14 protein-coding genes and 1 pseudogene are annotated in these 15257 nt (G+C 54.7%); 13 read left to right on the plus strand and 2 right to left on the minus strand.

What is annotated here, in order from left to right; all coding sequences use genetic code 11:
• Positions 1-23: 23 nt before the first annotated feature.
• Positions 24-1493: a MocR-like pyridoxine biosynthesis transcription factor PdxR gene (pdxR, locus tag PFRI_RS02215; RefSeq protein ID WP_072629123.1), complete on the minus strand. Its 1470-nt coding sequence runs from the start codon at positions 1491-1493 to the stop codon at positions 24-26.
• A gap of 115 nt (positions 1494-1608) precedes the next feature.
• Here pdxR and PFRI_RS02220 point away from each other — a divergent pair, with 115 nt between their 5' ends.
• The 10 genes from PFRI_RS02220 (at position 1609) to PFRI_RS02265 (ending at position 12011) form a co-directional block, all read left to right on the plus strand.
• Positions 1609-2304: a GntR family transcriptional regulator gene (locus tag PFRI_RS02220; protein ID WP_072629124.1), complete on the plus strand. Its 696-nt coding sequence runs from the start codon at positions 1609-1611 to the stop codon at positions 2302-2304.
• Positions 2301-3209: a dihydrodipicolinate synthase family protein gene (locus PFRI_RS02225; RefSeq protein WP_072629125.1), complete on the plus strand. Its 909-nt coding sequence runs from the start codon at positions 2301-2303 to the stop codon at positions 3207-3209. The genes PFRI_RS02220 and PFRI_RS02225 overlap by 4 nt, the downstream gene beginning before the upstream one ends.
• Entirely contained in the window at positions 3206-4696 is a 1491-nt protein-coding gene (locus PFRI_RS02230; RefSeq protein WP_072629126.1) for an aldehyde dehydrogenase, read from the plus strand. The genes PFRI_RS02225 and PFRI_RS02230 overlap by 4 nt, the downstream gene beginning before the upstream one ends.
• Positions 4693-5454, plus strand: coding sequence for an NAD(P)-binding domain-containing protein (locus PFRI_RS02235; protein WP_072629127.1), 762 nt, complete (start codon positions 4693-4695; stop codon positions 5452-5454). Before PFRI_RS02230 ends, PFRI_RS02235 begins: the two co-directional genes overlap by 4 nt.
• Positions 5451-7001 (plus strand): trimethylamine methyltransferase family protein, encoded by a 1551-nt coding sequence (locus PFRI_RS02240; protein ID WP_072629128.1) that lies wholly within the window; start codon positions 5451-5453, stop codon positions 6999-7001. Before PFRI_RS02235 ends, PFRI_RS02240 begins: the two co-directional genes overlap by 4 nt.
• A 51-nt stretch (positions 7002-7052) precedes the next feature.
• The gene (locus tag PFRI_RS02245) at positions 7053-7766 is read left to right on the plus strand and encodes an SDR family NAD(P)-dependent oxidoreductase (protein ID WP_072629129.1); all 714 of its coding nucleotides are present in this window, start codon (positions 7053-7055) and stop codon (positions 7764-7766) included.
• On the plus strand, positions 7763-8494 hold the full coding sequence (locus tag PFRI_RS02250) for an SDR family NAD(P)-dependent oxidoreductase (protein WP_072629130.1): 732 nt from the start codon (positions 7763-7765) through the stop codon (positions 8492-8494). Before PFRI_RS02245 ends, PFRI_RS02250 begins: the two co-directional genes overlap by 4 nt.
• Positions 8491-9816 (plus strand): NAD(P)/FAD-dependent oxidoreductase, encoded by a 1326-nt coding sequence (locus PFRI_RS02255; RefSeq protein WP_072629131.1) that lies wholly within the window; start codon positions 8491-8493, stop codon positions 9814-9816. Before PFRI_RS02250 ends, PFRI_RS02255 begins: the two co-directional genes overlap by 4 nt.
• 153 nt (positions 9817-9969) lie before the next feature.
• Entirely contained in the window at positions 9970-11361 is a 1392-nt protein-coding gene (locus PFRI_RS02260) for an aminotransferase family protein (RefSeq protein WP_072629132.1), read from the plus strand.
• Positions 11362-11510: 149 nt separating this feature from the next.
• Positions 11511-12011 (plus strand): hypothetical protein, encoded by a 501-nt coding sequence (locus PFRI_RS02265; RefSeq protein WP_084649564.1) that lies wholly within the window; start codon positions 11511-11513, stop codon positions 12009-12011.
• Here the strand turns inward: PFRI_RS02265 and PFRI_RS02270 are convergent.
• A complete protein-coding gene (locus PFRI_RS02270) occupies positions 12008-12640 on the minus strand; it encodes a class I SAM-dependent methyltransferase (RefSeq protein ID WP_072629133.1) in 633 nt (210 codons plus the stop codon). The two genes, PFRI_RS02265 and PFRI_RS02270, sit on opposite strands and share 4 nt — an antisense overlap.
• An 84-nt stretch (positions 12641-12724) precedes the next feature.
• Between PFRI_RS02270 and PFRI_RS02275 the strand changes: the two genes are divergently transcribed.
• The 3 genes and pseudogenes from PFRI_RS02275 to PFRI_RS02285 form a co-directional block, all read left to right on the plus strand.
• Positions 12725-13621 carry a LysR family transcriptional regulator gene (locus PFRI_RS02275; RefSeq protein WP_072629134.1) on the plus strand — a complete coding sequence of 299 codons (897 nt, stop codon included), beginning with the start codon at positions 12725-12727 and terminating at the stop codon, positions 13619-13621.
• Between the two features lie 32 nt (positions 13622-13653).
• Positions 13654-14817 carry a cytochrome P450 gene (locus tag PFRI_RS02280; protein WP_072629144.1) on the plus strand — a complete coding sequence of 388 codons (1164 nt, stop codon included), beginning with the start codon at positions 13654-13656 and terminating at the stop codon, positions 14815-14817.
• Between the two features lie 40 nt (positions 14818-14857).
• A pseudogene (locus PFRI_RS02285) lies at positions 14858-15202 on the plus strand (LysE family translocator); the annotation flags it as partial.
• Positions 15203-15257 lie beyond the last annotated feature (55 nt).

Here is a 15257-nt window from a genome sequence, read left to right on the forward strand (position 1 = left end):
TCCAGTCGCAATATTATTGAGACTCAATGTCTCGTTAATTGATCAATTTCATGGGCGATGCGTTTAACACCTTCTGGGATCAACTCCTCAGAGATCGAAGAATAGGCCAAGCGATAGTAATTCATGATCCCCGCGCTTGCAGCGAAATAAGGGTGGCCTGTTTCGATCAGCACGTCGTTGCGCTTGAGTGCGTGTTTCAACTCAACCGTGTTCACGTTCTCAGGGGCGCGCATCCAAAAGCTCGACCCGCCGAAAACGCCACTTCCTGCGATCTCGAGGCCATATTCCTGAATCGCATTTTCCATAATTTCGCGGCGCTTTTGGTAGACTTTGGAAATCTTGCGCACCAGCGCATCGTAATGCCCGAGCGAAAGGAAATAGGCCGTCGTCCGTTGAATATGTCCCGGTGGATGGCGCAGCACAGACGCCCTCAGCGCGCGTGCTTCGCGTATGAATTCTTCAGAGCCGACAAGATAGCCAAGCCGCAATCCCGGAAAGATCGACTTGGAAAAACTACCTACATAAATCACCCGCCCATCCTCATCGAGTGACTTCAAAGCGGGCATTGGCGCGCCAAGGAATGAAACTTCGAATTCGTAGTCATCCTCAACAATGATCGCTTCCAAATCGCGTGCGCGTCGGAGCAATTGCTTGCGCCGTGCGTGTGGCATCGTAGCAGAGGTGGGACATTGATGGCTGGGCGTTGTGAAAATGACGTCTGTGCCATCCTCGATCAAGTCTGGTTGAATCCCGTCACGATCCACAGGAATGGGCGAAAGGTGACAGCGCGATTGGGTGAGCACATCGCGCAGCGCATGATAGCAAGGGTCCTCAATCGCGGCTGTGCGGCGTTGGGTCAACAAAATCTGCGCGGTCAGCCAAAGCGCGTTTTGCGCGCCGACCGTGATTAAAACTTCTTCAGGGCGTGCAACAATGCCGCGACGGGGGAGGGTGTGGCGCAGGATAAATTCGATCAACTGGTGATCGTCTTGATCATAGTAATCAGCCGTAAGCGCCGAAAAATCGCGCGCGCCGAGAGCTTGCAACGCGCATAGACGCCAGTTGGCATGATCAAAGAGGGTTTTGTCGACTTGCCCATATATAAATGGATATTTGTATTTCTGCCAATCCACGGGTTTGGTTGGCGCAGAGCCACCCGTGAACTTTTGCCCAATTGCGCGCGACCAATCGACAGCTTCGGTACGCTTGACTTGGGGTGCGAATTTTGGCGGTTCCGGCGCGTTCTGAGAGACGAAATAACCAGAGCGCCCGCGACTGGTCAGGTAATCATTCGAGAGCAGTTCTGTATAGGCCAGCGTCACAGTGATCCGGCTTATCCCTAGATGCATGGCGAGTTTTCGCGAGGAGGGCAGCTTTTCACCTTTTCCATAGCGCCCCGCGAGAATGCCTTGCGCGATCATTTGTTGAATCTGCGCTTGCAAAGTTCCTTGCGAGTCGGGGTCGAGGAAAAACGTGTCGATTGAGATAGCCATGACATACCTTATATTGGCCTTATCACGCAATGCAACTGGACTTAGTCGCAAACAGGACAGATTGTCGATCTACGTGTATACAACATGAATACAAACGAAAGTGAGTCGCGAAGAGATGTCCAAGAAAGACGCTTGCATTGCTGACCTGAAGACCCGTGTGCTGACCTTTGATCTCGCACCTGGTGCAACGCTGGACGAGGTGTCGCTCAGCGCATCCTATGGTCTGTCGCGCACGCCGTTTCGTGAAGTTTTGCAGCGGCTTGCGGGCGAAGGCTACATCAATCTAGAGGCCAACAAAGGTGCACTGGTCTCTGCCATGGATTTCGCCGCGATGCGCCAGTTCTTTCAAACAGCGCCTATCGTTTACTGCGCCATCTCCCGTCTCGCGGCGGAGAACGCGACACTGCCTCAAATCAAGATGCTCAAAGCGGCGCAGTTCGATTTTACCAAAGCCAAGGCCAGCCTTGACGCAGGGACGATGGCCCTTGCGAACCACCGCTTTCATGAAATCACAGGTGCTATGTCTGCCAACCCTTATCTCATCCCGGCGATGGGCCGTTTGCTGATTGATCACACGCGTATGTCGCAACGCTTTTATCGCGGTGTGGCACCGCAAGATGGCGTGCGCATCAATCAATCTGCGCATCACCATGATCTTCTGATCGAGGCGATAGAACGTGGCAGCGCAGAAGAAGCCGTTGAAATCACTTTGGATCATTGGGCGCTGAGCCGCGATGAAATTGAACGCTATGTTTGGCCCGATGCTTTGCCGGACGACACCACACGCCGCACGACAGGAGACAGAACATGAAATTTGAGGGCATCTACACGCCTTTGGTGACTCCGTTTCACGACGATTTCACCCTCAACAAAGACGCTTTAGAACGCACCGTGGAATATCTGATCGACGCGGGCGTGCATGGCCTGATCGTCGCCGGAACCACAGGCGAATACTACGCGATGAGCATGAAAGAGCGCGTCTACATGATGGGTCTGTGCCGCGAATTGATCAAAGAACGCCTGCCGATGATTGTCGGTACGGGCGCGATCCGCACGGAAGAGAGTATTGAATATGCGGTGCAAGCCAAAGCGAATGGCGCTGATGGTCTGCTGATCGCAACGCCGCCCTATGCGTACCCCAACAGCCGCGAAATCGCGATGCATTGTCTGGCGATTGACCGCGCTGCGAACTTGCCTGCGATGCTTTATAACTATCCAGGGCGGATGTCGGTGAACATGGATGAAGAGGTTTTGGATCGCCTTGGCCGTTCGCCGAATTTCTGCGCGATCAAGGAAAGCTCGGGCGATATCAACCGCCTTCACATGCTTGCGCGCGATTATCCCCACATTCAAATGAGCTGCGGCATGGATGATCAAGCGCTTGAGTTCTTCGCATGGGGCGCGCGGTCATGGGTCTGTGCGGGTTCAAACTTTGCCCCTCATGCGCATATCGCGCTCTACCAAGCCTGCGCGGTTGAGGGCGACTTTACCAAAGGCCGCGCAATCATGTCGGCCATGCTGCCGCTGATGCGCGTGCTCGAGCAAGGCGGAAAGTTTGTGCAATGTATAAAACATGGTCTCACGTTGCGCGGCATTCCAGCAGGGCCACCGCGCCGCCCGATGCTGCCACTGAACAAAGACGACAAACGCGAATTGGATCAGGTGATCCGCACGATGGATGCGGCACTGGCCGCGATTGAAGGAGAAAGCGCATGAGCGATTTACTGACCCGCGCGGAATACGCTGCGATTGCAGATGGCATCGATTTCCCGCGCTCGAGCTTCATTGACGGCGGGTTTCGCGCAGGCACTGGCGCGCCGCTGATGACGCTGAACCCTGCAACAGGGGAAGAAATTTGCACGATTGCGGCATGCGGTGCTGACGATGTGAACACGGCTGTCGCGAAAGCGCGCGAAGCGTTCGACGGGGGTGCGTGGCGCACCACACACCCCACGGTGCGTAAGGATATTTTGATCCGTCTCGCCAAGCTCATGACGCGCAACAAACGTGAGTTGGCGGTGATGGAGAGCCTTGAGAGCGGCAAACCAATAACGGATTGCGAGAACGTTGATATCCCCGAAGCCATCGCGACGATCAAATGGCATGCTGAAGCGATAGATAAGATTTACGATCAAGCCAGCCCCACAGGCGACGATGCGATCTCTATGATCGTGCGCGAACCGATTGGCGTTGTCGCGGCGATCTTGCCTTGGAATTTCCCGCTATTGATGTTGGCGTGGAAGATTGGACCAGCTTTGGCCGCTGGTTGTTCGGTGATTGTGAAACCAGCCGAGCAGACGTCGCTCACCGCATTGCGTGTCGCTGAACTTGCGATGGAAGCAGGTCTGCCGCGCGGTGTTCTACAAGTATTGCCTGGTGATGGTCCGTCTGTGGGTGAACCGCTTGGGATGCATATGGATGTGGACATGGTGAGCTTCACAGGGTCCACCGAAACGGGCCGTCGTTTCTTGCGCTATGCTGCAGATAGTAACCTCAAGAAGGTTGTTCTGGAATGCGGTGGCAAAAACCCCGCTGTGGTTCTTGAGGACGCGGAAAACCTTGGCCATGTCGCTGCGCATGTGGTCAACGCTGCGTTTTGGAATATGGGCGAGAACTGCTCTGCTGCGTCTCGTTTGATCGTGCATGAAGCGGTGAAAGACGAACTTCTCACCCACATTGCAGCACAAATGCGCGAGTGGAAGACCGGTGATCCGCTTGATCCGCAAAACCACCTTGGCGCGCTGATTGATGCAGAGCATTGCGCGAAAGTCGCAGGTTACTTGAAGGGCGAGGCGCTGGTTGGCGGCACACAAGATGGCCCCTACGTGATGCCAACGGTCTATGATGTTGCCAAGGACGATCCACGTGCGCGCGAGGAAATCTTTGGCCCGATCCTGAGTGTGCTCACAGTGGCGAGCGATGAAGAAGCCATCGCATTGGCGAATGACACGGACTACGGTCTTGCCGCCTCGATCTTCTCCTCCAACACCCGCCGAGCCTTGCGCGCCGCCCGCGCGATACGTGCAGGTACTGTGACGGTAAATTGCTACGGCGAAGGTGACATCGCGACACCGTTTGGCGGTTACAAGCAGTCCGGGTTCGGTGGACGCGACAACGGTATTCACGCGCATGATCAATACACGGAACTCAAAACGATTTGGGTTGATTTGAGTGATCCCAATGACGCGGATGCACTCACATGAAGCGCGTAGGTTTCATCGGAACAGGTCACATCGCTGCGCCTATGGTAAGGTTCCTCGCCTCCAGTGGACACGAGGTCACGGTTTCCGAACGTGGCGCCGATGTTGCAGCAGAATTGGCCGCCTCAGTCGGCGCAAAGGTAAGGGACAATCAAGGCGTCATTGATGCATCCGACATCGTGTTTCTGTGCTTGCGTCCAGCGGTTTGGGAAGAAATCGTAAGAGGTTTGACCTTTCGCGCTGATCAACAGGTTGTTTCGGTCATGGCTGATGTTTCTGTCGCCTCTTTGCTGGATGCGACTTCGCCTGCGAAGGACATCTCTGTGACCATCCCGATCGGCTTTCTGGAGCGCGGCGGTTGCCCCTTGCCAGCTTTCCCAAAGGCGGAACCACTCGCCAGCTTGTTCAGCCCAGAAAACCCCGTGATCGAACTCAGCAAGGAAAGCCAAATCGCTGATCACTTCGCCGCTTCAGCGCTCTTGTCTGCTGCGTTGACTGTTATGAAAGACGGTGCGGATTGGCTGGGTGAGCAGACCGGCAACCCGGCAGGCGCGGAAACTTATGTCGCCTCGCTCATCGCGGGTTTCATGCGCGATGTGCAGAAAGACGGACAAGGCCGCATCTTGGAAGAACGCTCTGCTCTTGCGTCGCCTAATACGCTGAACCGCGTTGTCGTGGATGCGATGGAGCAAGCGGACACGCGCGCCACGATTCGAACAGTGATGCAGGCTTTGAGCGATAAAATGAAAGGCACGACATGAGCGTTGATGCGGTCGGAACCACCCGTCGCGGTCGCGGTGCACGCCGTGCGATCCGACAAACCCGCGATGTGAGCATGCTGCCTTCGCTGAAACGCGGCATACCTTTAACTGAACCGATGAATGCTGAGCAGATCGTAAAGATCGACGAAGCGTCGATGGATATTCTCGAAGAAGTCGGCGTCGTCTTTCGTGACGAAATCGCGCTTGAAGATTGGCGTCGCGTCGGCGCGGATGTGCGCGGCGAAACGGTGCATCTGGACCGCGCTTTGGTGCGCGAATTGATCGCCACAATCCCCGAAACATTTACATACCACGCGCGCAATCCGGCGCATAACCTGCCATTTGGCAAAGATCATTCGATCTTTATCCCTATGACAGGTGCACCATTCCTGCGCGATATGGACGATGTGCGCCGTAATCCCACGCTCGATGATTTGGCGAATTTTCACAAGCTGAGCCACATGCTGCCCGCGATGCACTCAAGCGCGCATCACATTGTGGAACCCTACGACCACCCGATCAGCCAACGACATTTGCGCATCACCTATTCGTCTATGAAACACAGCGATAAGACGTTCATGGGCATGACGACCAGTCCGAAGAATGCCGAAGATGTGCTCGATATGGCGGCGATCTTGTTTGGTGAAGAGTTCCTCGAAACGCATCCCGTCGTCACTGGAAACTGCAACGGGAATTCGCCGCTCGTTTGGGACGAGACGATGCTTGGCGCATTGCGAGCCTTCTCGCGACGCAATCAACCGGTTTTGTGCTCGCCCTTCGTTTTGGGTGGGGCCAACACGCCTGCATCAGTCGCGCCAACCGTCGCACAGCTCAACGCTGAAGCATTGAGTGCGCTGGCCTATACACAAGTGATCCGCAAAGGCGCGCCCGCGATTTATGGGCACTACCTGAGCACGGTTTCGATGAAGTCCGGCGCACCGATGGCAGGCACGCCCGAGATCAGCTTGATGAACATGATGATCGGTCAAATGGCGCGGTTTTATAAAGTGCCTTGGCGCACATCGAATACGCTGGGTGGCGCGAAGACCTTTGATGCTCAAGCGGGGTATGAGAGTGCGACGACCTTGATGGCGGTGATGATGTCCGGGGCGAATTATATCTGGCACTCGGCAGGTTGGAACGAGGCGGGTATGCATTGTTCAATGTCGAAATTCGTGGTGGATGCAGAGCAGTGCGCGATGGCCTATCGCATGGCGCAGGGCATCAATTGGGACGACTTTGATGAAGGATTGGCGGCCGTGCGCGATGTTGGACCGGGGGGGCATTATCTGGGCCATCCACATACATTGGAAAATTTCCAGCGCGCGTTCTTCATGCCGGAGTTGTTTGACAATAATTCGATAGAGCAATGGCAGGCAGAAGGTGCGGTCGAGATCAACGAGCGCGCCTTGAACCAAGTGCGCACGATGCTTGGGGAATATGAAGAACCCAAGCTGGATGCTGGCGTGAACGAAGCACTTTTGGACTACATCGCGCGGCGGGAACGCGAAATTCCGGCGGCGGATGCGCTTAATCAAGATTACTAGGATTTGCTGGTGAACGGCCCTTCGGGGAAAGTTTATTTGGAAAGATGAAGCATGCGGTTTGAAGGGAAAAAGGCACTGGTCACTGGAGCGTCTGGTGGGATCGGTCGCGCGATTGTTGATGTGCTGCGCGCTGGTGGAGCGGAAGTTGCGACAACGGATCGGGCTGGCAGCGATTTCGACGGCGATCTGAAGGATGGTCCGTTTTGTGATGCTTTACCTGCGCGTGTTGCGGAAAAGCTTGGTGGCTTGGACATTCTGGTGAATAACGCGGGGATTATCACACGCGGAAAGATTACAGAGGCGAGCGATGATGATTTCGCGCGTTCCATGGCTGTGAATGTCGAAGCGCCTTTCCGTCTGTGTCGTGCCACGATCCCGATCATGGCCGACGCAGGGGGCGGCGCGATTGTGAACACTGCTTCCTGCTGGGGCGTGCATCCCGGACCAGATCATCCGATCTACGTGATGAGCAAAGCTGCGGTTGCTTCGCTTACGCAATGTTTGGGCCGCGATCATGCGCATCAGAATATTCGGGTCAATGCGGTGTGCCCAAATGAAGTGAACACCCCGATGATCCGTTCAGGGTTCGAAATTCGCGGGTTTGATCCTGATGAGGCAATTGCAGCTTTGAATGCTTCTGTGCCTTTGGGACGTATCGCGGAGCCGGAAGATATTGCAGATGTCGTGGCTTTCCTAGCGTCCGATGCCGCGCGATACATGTGTGGCGCGCTTTTGGAAGTGAATGGCGGGAAGCCGGTCACATGAGCCGGTTCGCGGGTAAAGTCGCGCTGGTGACAGGCGGCTCCTCTGGCATGGGGGCGACGACAGCAGCCTTGCTTGCCACCGGTGGCGCGCGTGTGTTTTGCGCGCAGCGGGGCATCAGCGTCCATGAAGATATCAGTGCCGATTTCAGCGATCCTGCAGTGCCAGAGCGTGTCATCGCAGCGGTGAAAGCCAAAGCGGACCAGCTCGATATCTTGATCAATTGCGCAGGGATCATGCGCGAGGGCACTGTTGAGGAAAGCACTTTGCAAGATTGGCATGACCAGATTCAAGTCAACCTGACTGCGCCTTTCCTTCTGACGCGTTACGCCATGCCAATGCTGGAAACCGCGAAAGGGGCGATTGTGAATGTTGGCTCTATCGAAGGGCTTGGCAACAACCCAAGGCACCCTGCTTACGGCGCATCCAAGGCTGGCTTGCACGGGCTGACACGCGCGGTCGCCGTCGATCACGGACCTGATGGTGTGCGCTGCAATGCGGTAGCACCGGGCTGGATCGACACACCATTGAACGAAGACTTCATCGAGAGCATGGATGATCCAGCAAAGTTCCGCTCTGAAATAGGGTCCATCCATCCGATCCGCAGAACAGGCGCGCCCGAAGAGGTGGCGAAACTGATTTGCTGGCTCGCCTGCGATGAGGCAAGCTTTGTCACAGGCCAAGTCTGGACCATCGATGGTGGACGCATGGCGCAACTTAGCCTGCCATGAAGGTTACGCGTTTCCCTTCCAACCCCGGCCCTGCGGCGTGGGATGCGATCCTGCCAGCGCGTGTGCGTTTCGGCGCATTGGAAGCAGATGAAACCACAGATTGGCTTATCATCGGGGCGGGGTTTGCCGGGCTTGCGGCTGCGCGCCGTCTTAGCCAGCTTTGCCCTTCAGATAAGATCACCGTTCTGGATGCTTTGCGCGTGGGCGAAGGGCCAGCGGGACGCAACACAGGGTTAATGATCGATCTGCCGCATGATCTGGCGTCTTCCGATTATGGGGGCGATGTGAGCGCTGATAAATCCATTATTGCGCGCAATCGTGCGGCAATCGCGTTCGCCCAAGACATGGTAAATGCATTGGGCGTGCCACCCGAGGCTTTTCAGAAAGTCGGCAAGATCAACGGTGCGGCCAGCGCCAAGGGCATGCAACATAACAAAGAGTATGCCGCGCATTTGCAGCAGCTGGGTGAGCCAAGTCAGCAGCTTGACGCGCAGCAGATGCAAGACATCACAGGAAGCGCTTACTACCGTGGTGGTTTATTTACTCCCGGGACGGTGATGCTGCAACCTGCGCTTTTTGTGCGCTCTGTTGCACGCAAGCTGTGCTCCAATCGAGTGAAGATTTATGAACAAAGCAAAGTTTTAGCACTCAAGCGGAGTGAAGGGCTTTGGCATGCACAAAGTGAACATGGGTCGGTGAAAGCGCCCAAAGTAATCCTTGCGGTGAACGGTCATGCGCAGAGCTTTGGGCATTTCAAAAAGCGCCTCGTGCATGTGTTTACGTATGGCTCAATGACGCGGGCATTCGATGCAGAAAAGCTCTCGGGCAAAGCAAATTGGGGGCTGACGCCTGCTGATCCTTTGGGCAGCACTGTGCGCAGGATCAGCGACACCAAAGGGTCGCGTTTGATTGTGCGCAATCGCTTTACCTACGAGCCTAAAATGGCGGTGAACCCTTCAAAGCTTAAACGTATATGGAAAACCCATGACACAAGCTTCAAGGCGCGTTTCCCAGAGCTTGATGGGTTGAAGATGGAACATCGTTGGGGCGGTCATCTTTGCTTGTCGCTGAACAATGTGCCAGCTTTTGGCGAAGTGGATGACGGACTGTTTAGTGCATGTTGCCAGAACGGGCTTGGCACTGTGCAAGGCACGCTTGGTGGGATGATGGCAGCGGAAATGGCAGTTGGTCATTGCTCGGATATGCTCGTTGAGCTGCAAGCGCTCGATGCTCCGAAACGCCTGCCACCTGAACCCGTCGCGACGCTCGGCGCGCGCGCGCGGCTGGCGTGGGGTGAAAGACAAGCAGGGGTAGAACTGTAGAACGGCCAAATTTGGATATAGAACAAACGTAAACTGGCCCTATCAGACTCGCGTATTTCCATACGAACTAGAGGTATCAAAACCCTTGCGAGACAAGGGCGTTTTCATGCGCTCAAACAACGTGGCGCACACCAACAAAGAAGGTGATTGCAAATGGACGGTACATTCAAAGACAACGACTATTCTAAAGTCGTAGACGCAGATCGTGCGCACGTATGGCACCATCTGATTCAGCATAAAGGTTTCGAGACTGGCGAGCCGAAGATGATCATCGAAGGCAAAGGCATCAAAGTCTGGGACCAGCACGGCAAAGAGCACACCGATGCGGTGTCTGGCGGTGTTTGGACAGTAAATGTTGGCTATGGCCGCGAGAGCATTGCGAATGCTGTGCGCGACCAGCTTGTTAAGATGAATTTCTTTGGTGGTACAACAGGGTCGATCCCCGGTGCTTTGTTTGCGGAAAAGTTGATTACCAAGATGCCTGGCATGAGCCGTGTCTATTATGCGAACTCCGGCTCTGAGGCCAACGAAAAAGGCTTTAAGATCGTCCGTCAAATCGCACATAAGCGCTATGGCGGCAAGAAGCACAAGATCCTCTACCGTGATCGTGACTACCACGGCTCGACATTGGCGACGATGTCCGCAGGTGGTCAGGACGAGCGCAACGCGCAGTATGGTCCGTTTGCCCCCGGCTTCATCCGCGTTCCGCACTGCATGGAATACCGCAAGCACGAGCAGGACGGCGCACCCGAAGAGAATTACGGCGTTTGGGCCGCAAACCAGATCGAGGAAGTCATCCTGCGCGAAGGCGCGGATACGGTTGGCGCGCTTTGCCTTGAGCCTGTGACCGCGGGCGGCGGTGTCATCACCCCACCTGAAGGCTACTGGGAGCGTGTTCAGGAAATCTGCAAGAAGTACGATATCTTGCTGCATATCGATGAAGTTGTCTGCGGCGTTGGTCGTACAGGCGTTTGGTTCGGTTATCAGAACTACGGCATAAAGCCTGACATCGTCACAATGGCAAAGGGCGTGGCTTCTGGTTATGCGGCGATCTCTTGCTGTGTGACCACGGAAGAAGTGTTCGATATGTTCAAGGACGATCCATCCGATCCCCTGAGCTACTTCCGCGATATCTCGACCTTTGGTGGCTGTACGGCGGGTCCGGCGGCAGCGCTTGAGAACATGCGCATCATCGAGGACGAGAACCTCATGGCGAACACGCTCGATATGGGCGCACGTATGATGGGCAACCTGCAAGCTTTGTCTGAAAAGCACGCTGTTATCGGTGATGTGCGCGGTAAGGGTCTGTTTATTGGTGCGGAACTTGTCTCTGATCGTGGGACCAAAGAAGCGATGGACGAGAAAATGGTTGGCGCAGTGGTCGCAGATTGTATGGCGCAAGGCGTTATCATCGGCGCGACAAACCGCTCTATTCCGGGCCGCAACAACACGCTTTGTTTCTCGCCCGCACTTATCGCGACGGCGGATGATATCGACCACATCACAGATGCGGTTGATCAAGCGCTTGGCAGCGTTTTCGGTTAAAACGACTGACTGAAGTTTAAGAAACGCCGCTGAAGCACTTCTTCGGCGGCGTTTTTCGTGCGAAGTGTCGCACTACACCAGCTTGCGATTGACGCTGTGGCGATCACCCACATACGTTGGCGTATGTAGATCAGAGCTGAGGACGGATGATGTCACAGATCACAGCAACTGCACTTCCTGAACCCGCGTTTCTAAATGTCTACGAGGCGGACCCACACACGCACACTGATTGCTTCCAAACGAGCATCGCCAAAAACGTGCCGCTGGAGGATTTTATCAATGCTTTCTTCAACTCTTGGCTCTTTCGCATCGAACGTTTGATCCTCAAACTAACTGTGAAAAAACCCTCAACCGATGACGATATCGCTAAGCTCGCCAATGGCACGTCTGACAGCATGGCTGCTTGGCGCACTGAGCAGCGTGACGTCGATCAAATCCTCCTGCAAGTCCCTGATACGCCGATCCGCACATGGCTGATGCGTCAGAGCGATGGTGATCAAACACATCTCTTTTTTGGTAGCGCAATCCTACCTGCGCGCACGGACAAAGACGGCACACCTGCGATGGGGCACATGTTCATAGTGCTCATGGGGTTTCATAAACTCTATGCTCGCGCTCTATTGTACTTGGCGAAACGCGCACTTTGTTAGATCTTGCGGGCTACGACATAGCGGGCAGGCGGGCTTAGGGGATGGTTGCCGCACTCGATAATCTCAAAACCTGCAGCTTCGGTCATCTGGTCATAGGCGCTCACGGTGAACGACTGTACAAAAGGCGCTTTGCCGAGTTTTTGTGCGAGTGGGATCAACTTTAGCATCAAGCCGATCTTCCAATTTGCATCGCGCAAGCAGGGCGTCTTGGTGATGAACAATCCGCCGGGGCGAAGTGCTGTGTGGGCTGCTTTCAAAGTCGCTGGGATGTCATGCAACAGATGCAGTAGATTAAACGCCATCACAGCATCCAATCCGTCGTGCACATGTATTCCTTCCAACGCAGGATGCGCTTCAAAGCTTAGGTTCGCCACGCTACTTTCTGCCACTTTGCGCCGCGCGATCTTGATCATTTCGTTAGAAATATCCGTCCCATGATACGTGCCAACGCTGTTTGCCAACAGCAGAGCTGTTGATCCCGTGCCACATCCGATTTCGAGAACCGTGTCCTCAGTGCGCAGATGCGAACGTGTACGCTCTAGCGTGTATGTGTAGGCGTCCATATCCTTGATCGGATCTCTGGAGTATTTTTCGGCCATTTTGTCCCAAAAGCGTGCAGCATCAATCATTGTGATCTCCTTTGCACGTACCTTAATTCATGCATGCATCATCTAGGAATTGCTGAAATACGTCTTTGTGTTATGCATTATTGCATGAATTGGCAGTCTATCTCTTTCGATTGGAACCACGCACGTGCGTTTTTGGCGGTTGTCGAGACCGGCTCGCTTTCTGCGGCTGCGCGGGTTCTTAACCAAACTCAGCCAACTTTGGGCCGCCAAATTTCTGCGCTTGAAGGCGAACTCGGCGCGACCTTGTTCGAACGTGCAGGGCGATCTTTGAAAGTGACGCAAACCGGTACCGATCTTGCCGAACATGTGCGCGCTATGGCGGATGCGGCGGGACGTGTGACGCTTGTTGCCTCTGGCCAATCCCAAGCGATCGAGGGGCTCGTGCGCATTTCCGCGTCCGAATTATTCGCCGCTCATCTTTTGCCATCGATCATCAGCAAGTTGCGTATCATTGCGCCCAAAATTGTGGTGGATGTCGTTGCAGACAACTCTGTCAGTGACCTGATCCAACGCGAAGCGGACATAGCTGTGCGAAATGTCCGCCCTGAACAGCCTGACCTTATTGCGCGACTTGTCCATGAAAGCAGTGGGCGGTTTTATGCGTCCAAAAGCTACCTCAAAAAGCACGCACGACCACGCAGTTATGCGGATCTCACAGCGCATGAGTTTGTAAGCTTTGGCAATACCGAGCAGATGCTTGGATACTTCAGCCAACTCGGGCTGGACCTTGAGAGTGGACATTTCAAAGTCGGGTCCGCCAATTCGCTTGTTGCTTGGGAAATGGTTAAGCAAGGGTTGGGAATCGCGCCCATGTCCGTCGATGTCGCGCGCAAAACGCCAGAAGTGGAAGCGCTTTTGCCTCAGGAAACGCCGATCCTATTTCCGACATGGCTTGTGACCCATCGCGAACTTCACACCTCGCGCCGCATCCGGCTTGTTTTCGATCTGCTCGCTGAAGAATTGCCAAAACTCATGGCTTGACCCCTTACCGCGCGCAGCGCAGCATGGCGTTTATGTCAAACGCTCCTGTATATCACATCGACCTAAAAGCGTTCTGGATTGATCCCTACCCTGATCTTGCGAAAATGCGGGCAGAAACGCCTATCGCTTACGTTCCCGAACTTGATGCGACCTTGCTCACCCTGCGCGATGATATCTTTCGCGAAGAAAAGCGCATCGAGGTGTTTAGCTCCGAGCAGCCCGGTGGTTTGATGACGACCCTGATGGGCGAAAACATGATGCGCAAAGATGGTGCGGCCCATATGGCCGAGCGTAAAATGATCTTCCCGAGCGTGTCACCACGTACGGTGCGCGATGTTTGGAAACGCCAGTTTGAAAGTGCGACGTGCGATATTCTCGATCATTTACCGTGCGACAATGTCGATCTTGTACGCGACTTTGCGATGCCTGTTTCTGCCGAGGCGCTCAAGGCGATGACTGGTCTGACCAATATGTACTTTGCTGAAATGGATCGCGTTAGCCAAGGAATGATTGATGGATGCGCTAACTACGCCGGTGATCCACAGGTAGAGGCGAACTGCCATGATTGCACCGCGTCCATTGATGCGCACATCGATGCCCGCATTCCTGAGCTGCGTACCAAACCAGATCTTTCGCTGCTCTGCGTCGCGATGACGGCTGGTATGCCGCAAGAGCAGATCCGTGCGAATATCAAACTCGCTATCTCAGGCGGTCAGAACGAACCACGTGACGCGATTGCGGGAACGATTGCAGCCCTTCTCGATCATCCTGTGCAGCTCCAAAAAGCGCTAAGTGGCGAAGTCACTTGGTTACAAGTCTTTGAGGAATACGCGCGCTGGATGTCCCCCATCGGCATGTCGCCGCGCCGCATTGCCAAAGCTTACACATTGAATGACATCACCTTTGAGCCAGAAGATCGCGCCTTTCTCATGTTTGGGTCTGGCAATCGGGATGAATTGATTTTTGCTAACCCAGACGTTTTCGATGTGACGCGTGACACCACCAAAGCTATTTCGTTTGGCGCAGGGCCGCATTTTTGTGCGGGGGCATGGGCGTCGCGTTGCATGATCGCTGAGGTTGCCCTGCCAATGTTTTTCGAGCGCTTTAAGAACGTGACCCTTACAGAGACGGTCGCCTATCGCGGCTGGGCCTTTCGCGGACCGCTCAGCGTCAAAGCGCGTGGCTTGGTACAATAAAACTGTTCTCGTCACACCAAAACTGAAGTAGCGATAGGACATGACTTATGACCTTGTTCTTGCGCTCAGCCTTTTTGCTCTCGTGTCCTCGATCACTCCGGGGCCAAACAATCTGATGCTTATGGCGTCCGGCGCGAACTTTGGCTTTCGCCGTACGATCCCGCATATGCTTGGTGTTGGCATCGGGTTTACGCTTATGATCGTGCTGGTCGGCATTGGACTGGTTCAGATCTTTGATCTTTACCCAATCTCGCATCAGATCCTGAAAGTGGTTAGCGTGATCTACCTTTTCTGGCTCGCTCGGAAGATCGCAAATGCAGCGCCCCCAGAGCGTGATGTCGCCAATGAAAGCACGCCGATTACGTTTATCCAAGCCGCTCTGTTTCTGAAGTGGTCCTACTAATTCGGACAGGTTTGTGGCTCAGCTAAGATGTAATCGG

This window comes from Planktotalea frisia (assembly GCF_001890925.1).
Lineage (GTDB): Bacteria > Pseudomonadota > Alphaproteobacteria > Rhodobacterales > Rhodobacteraceae > Planktotalea > Planktotalea frisia.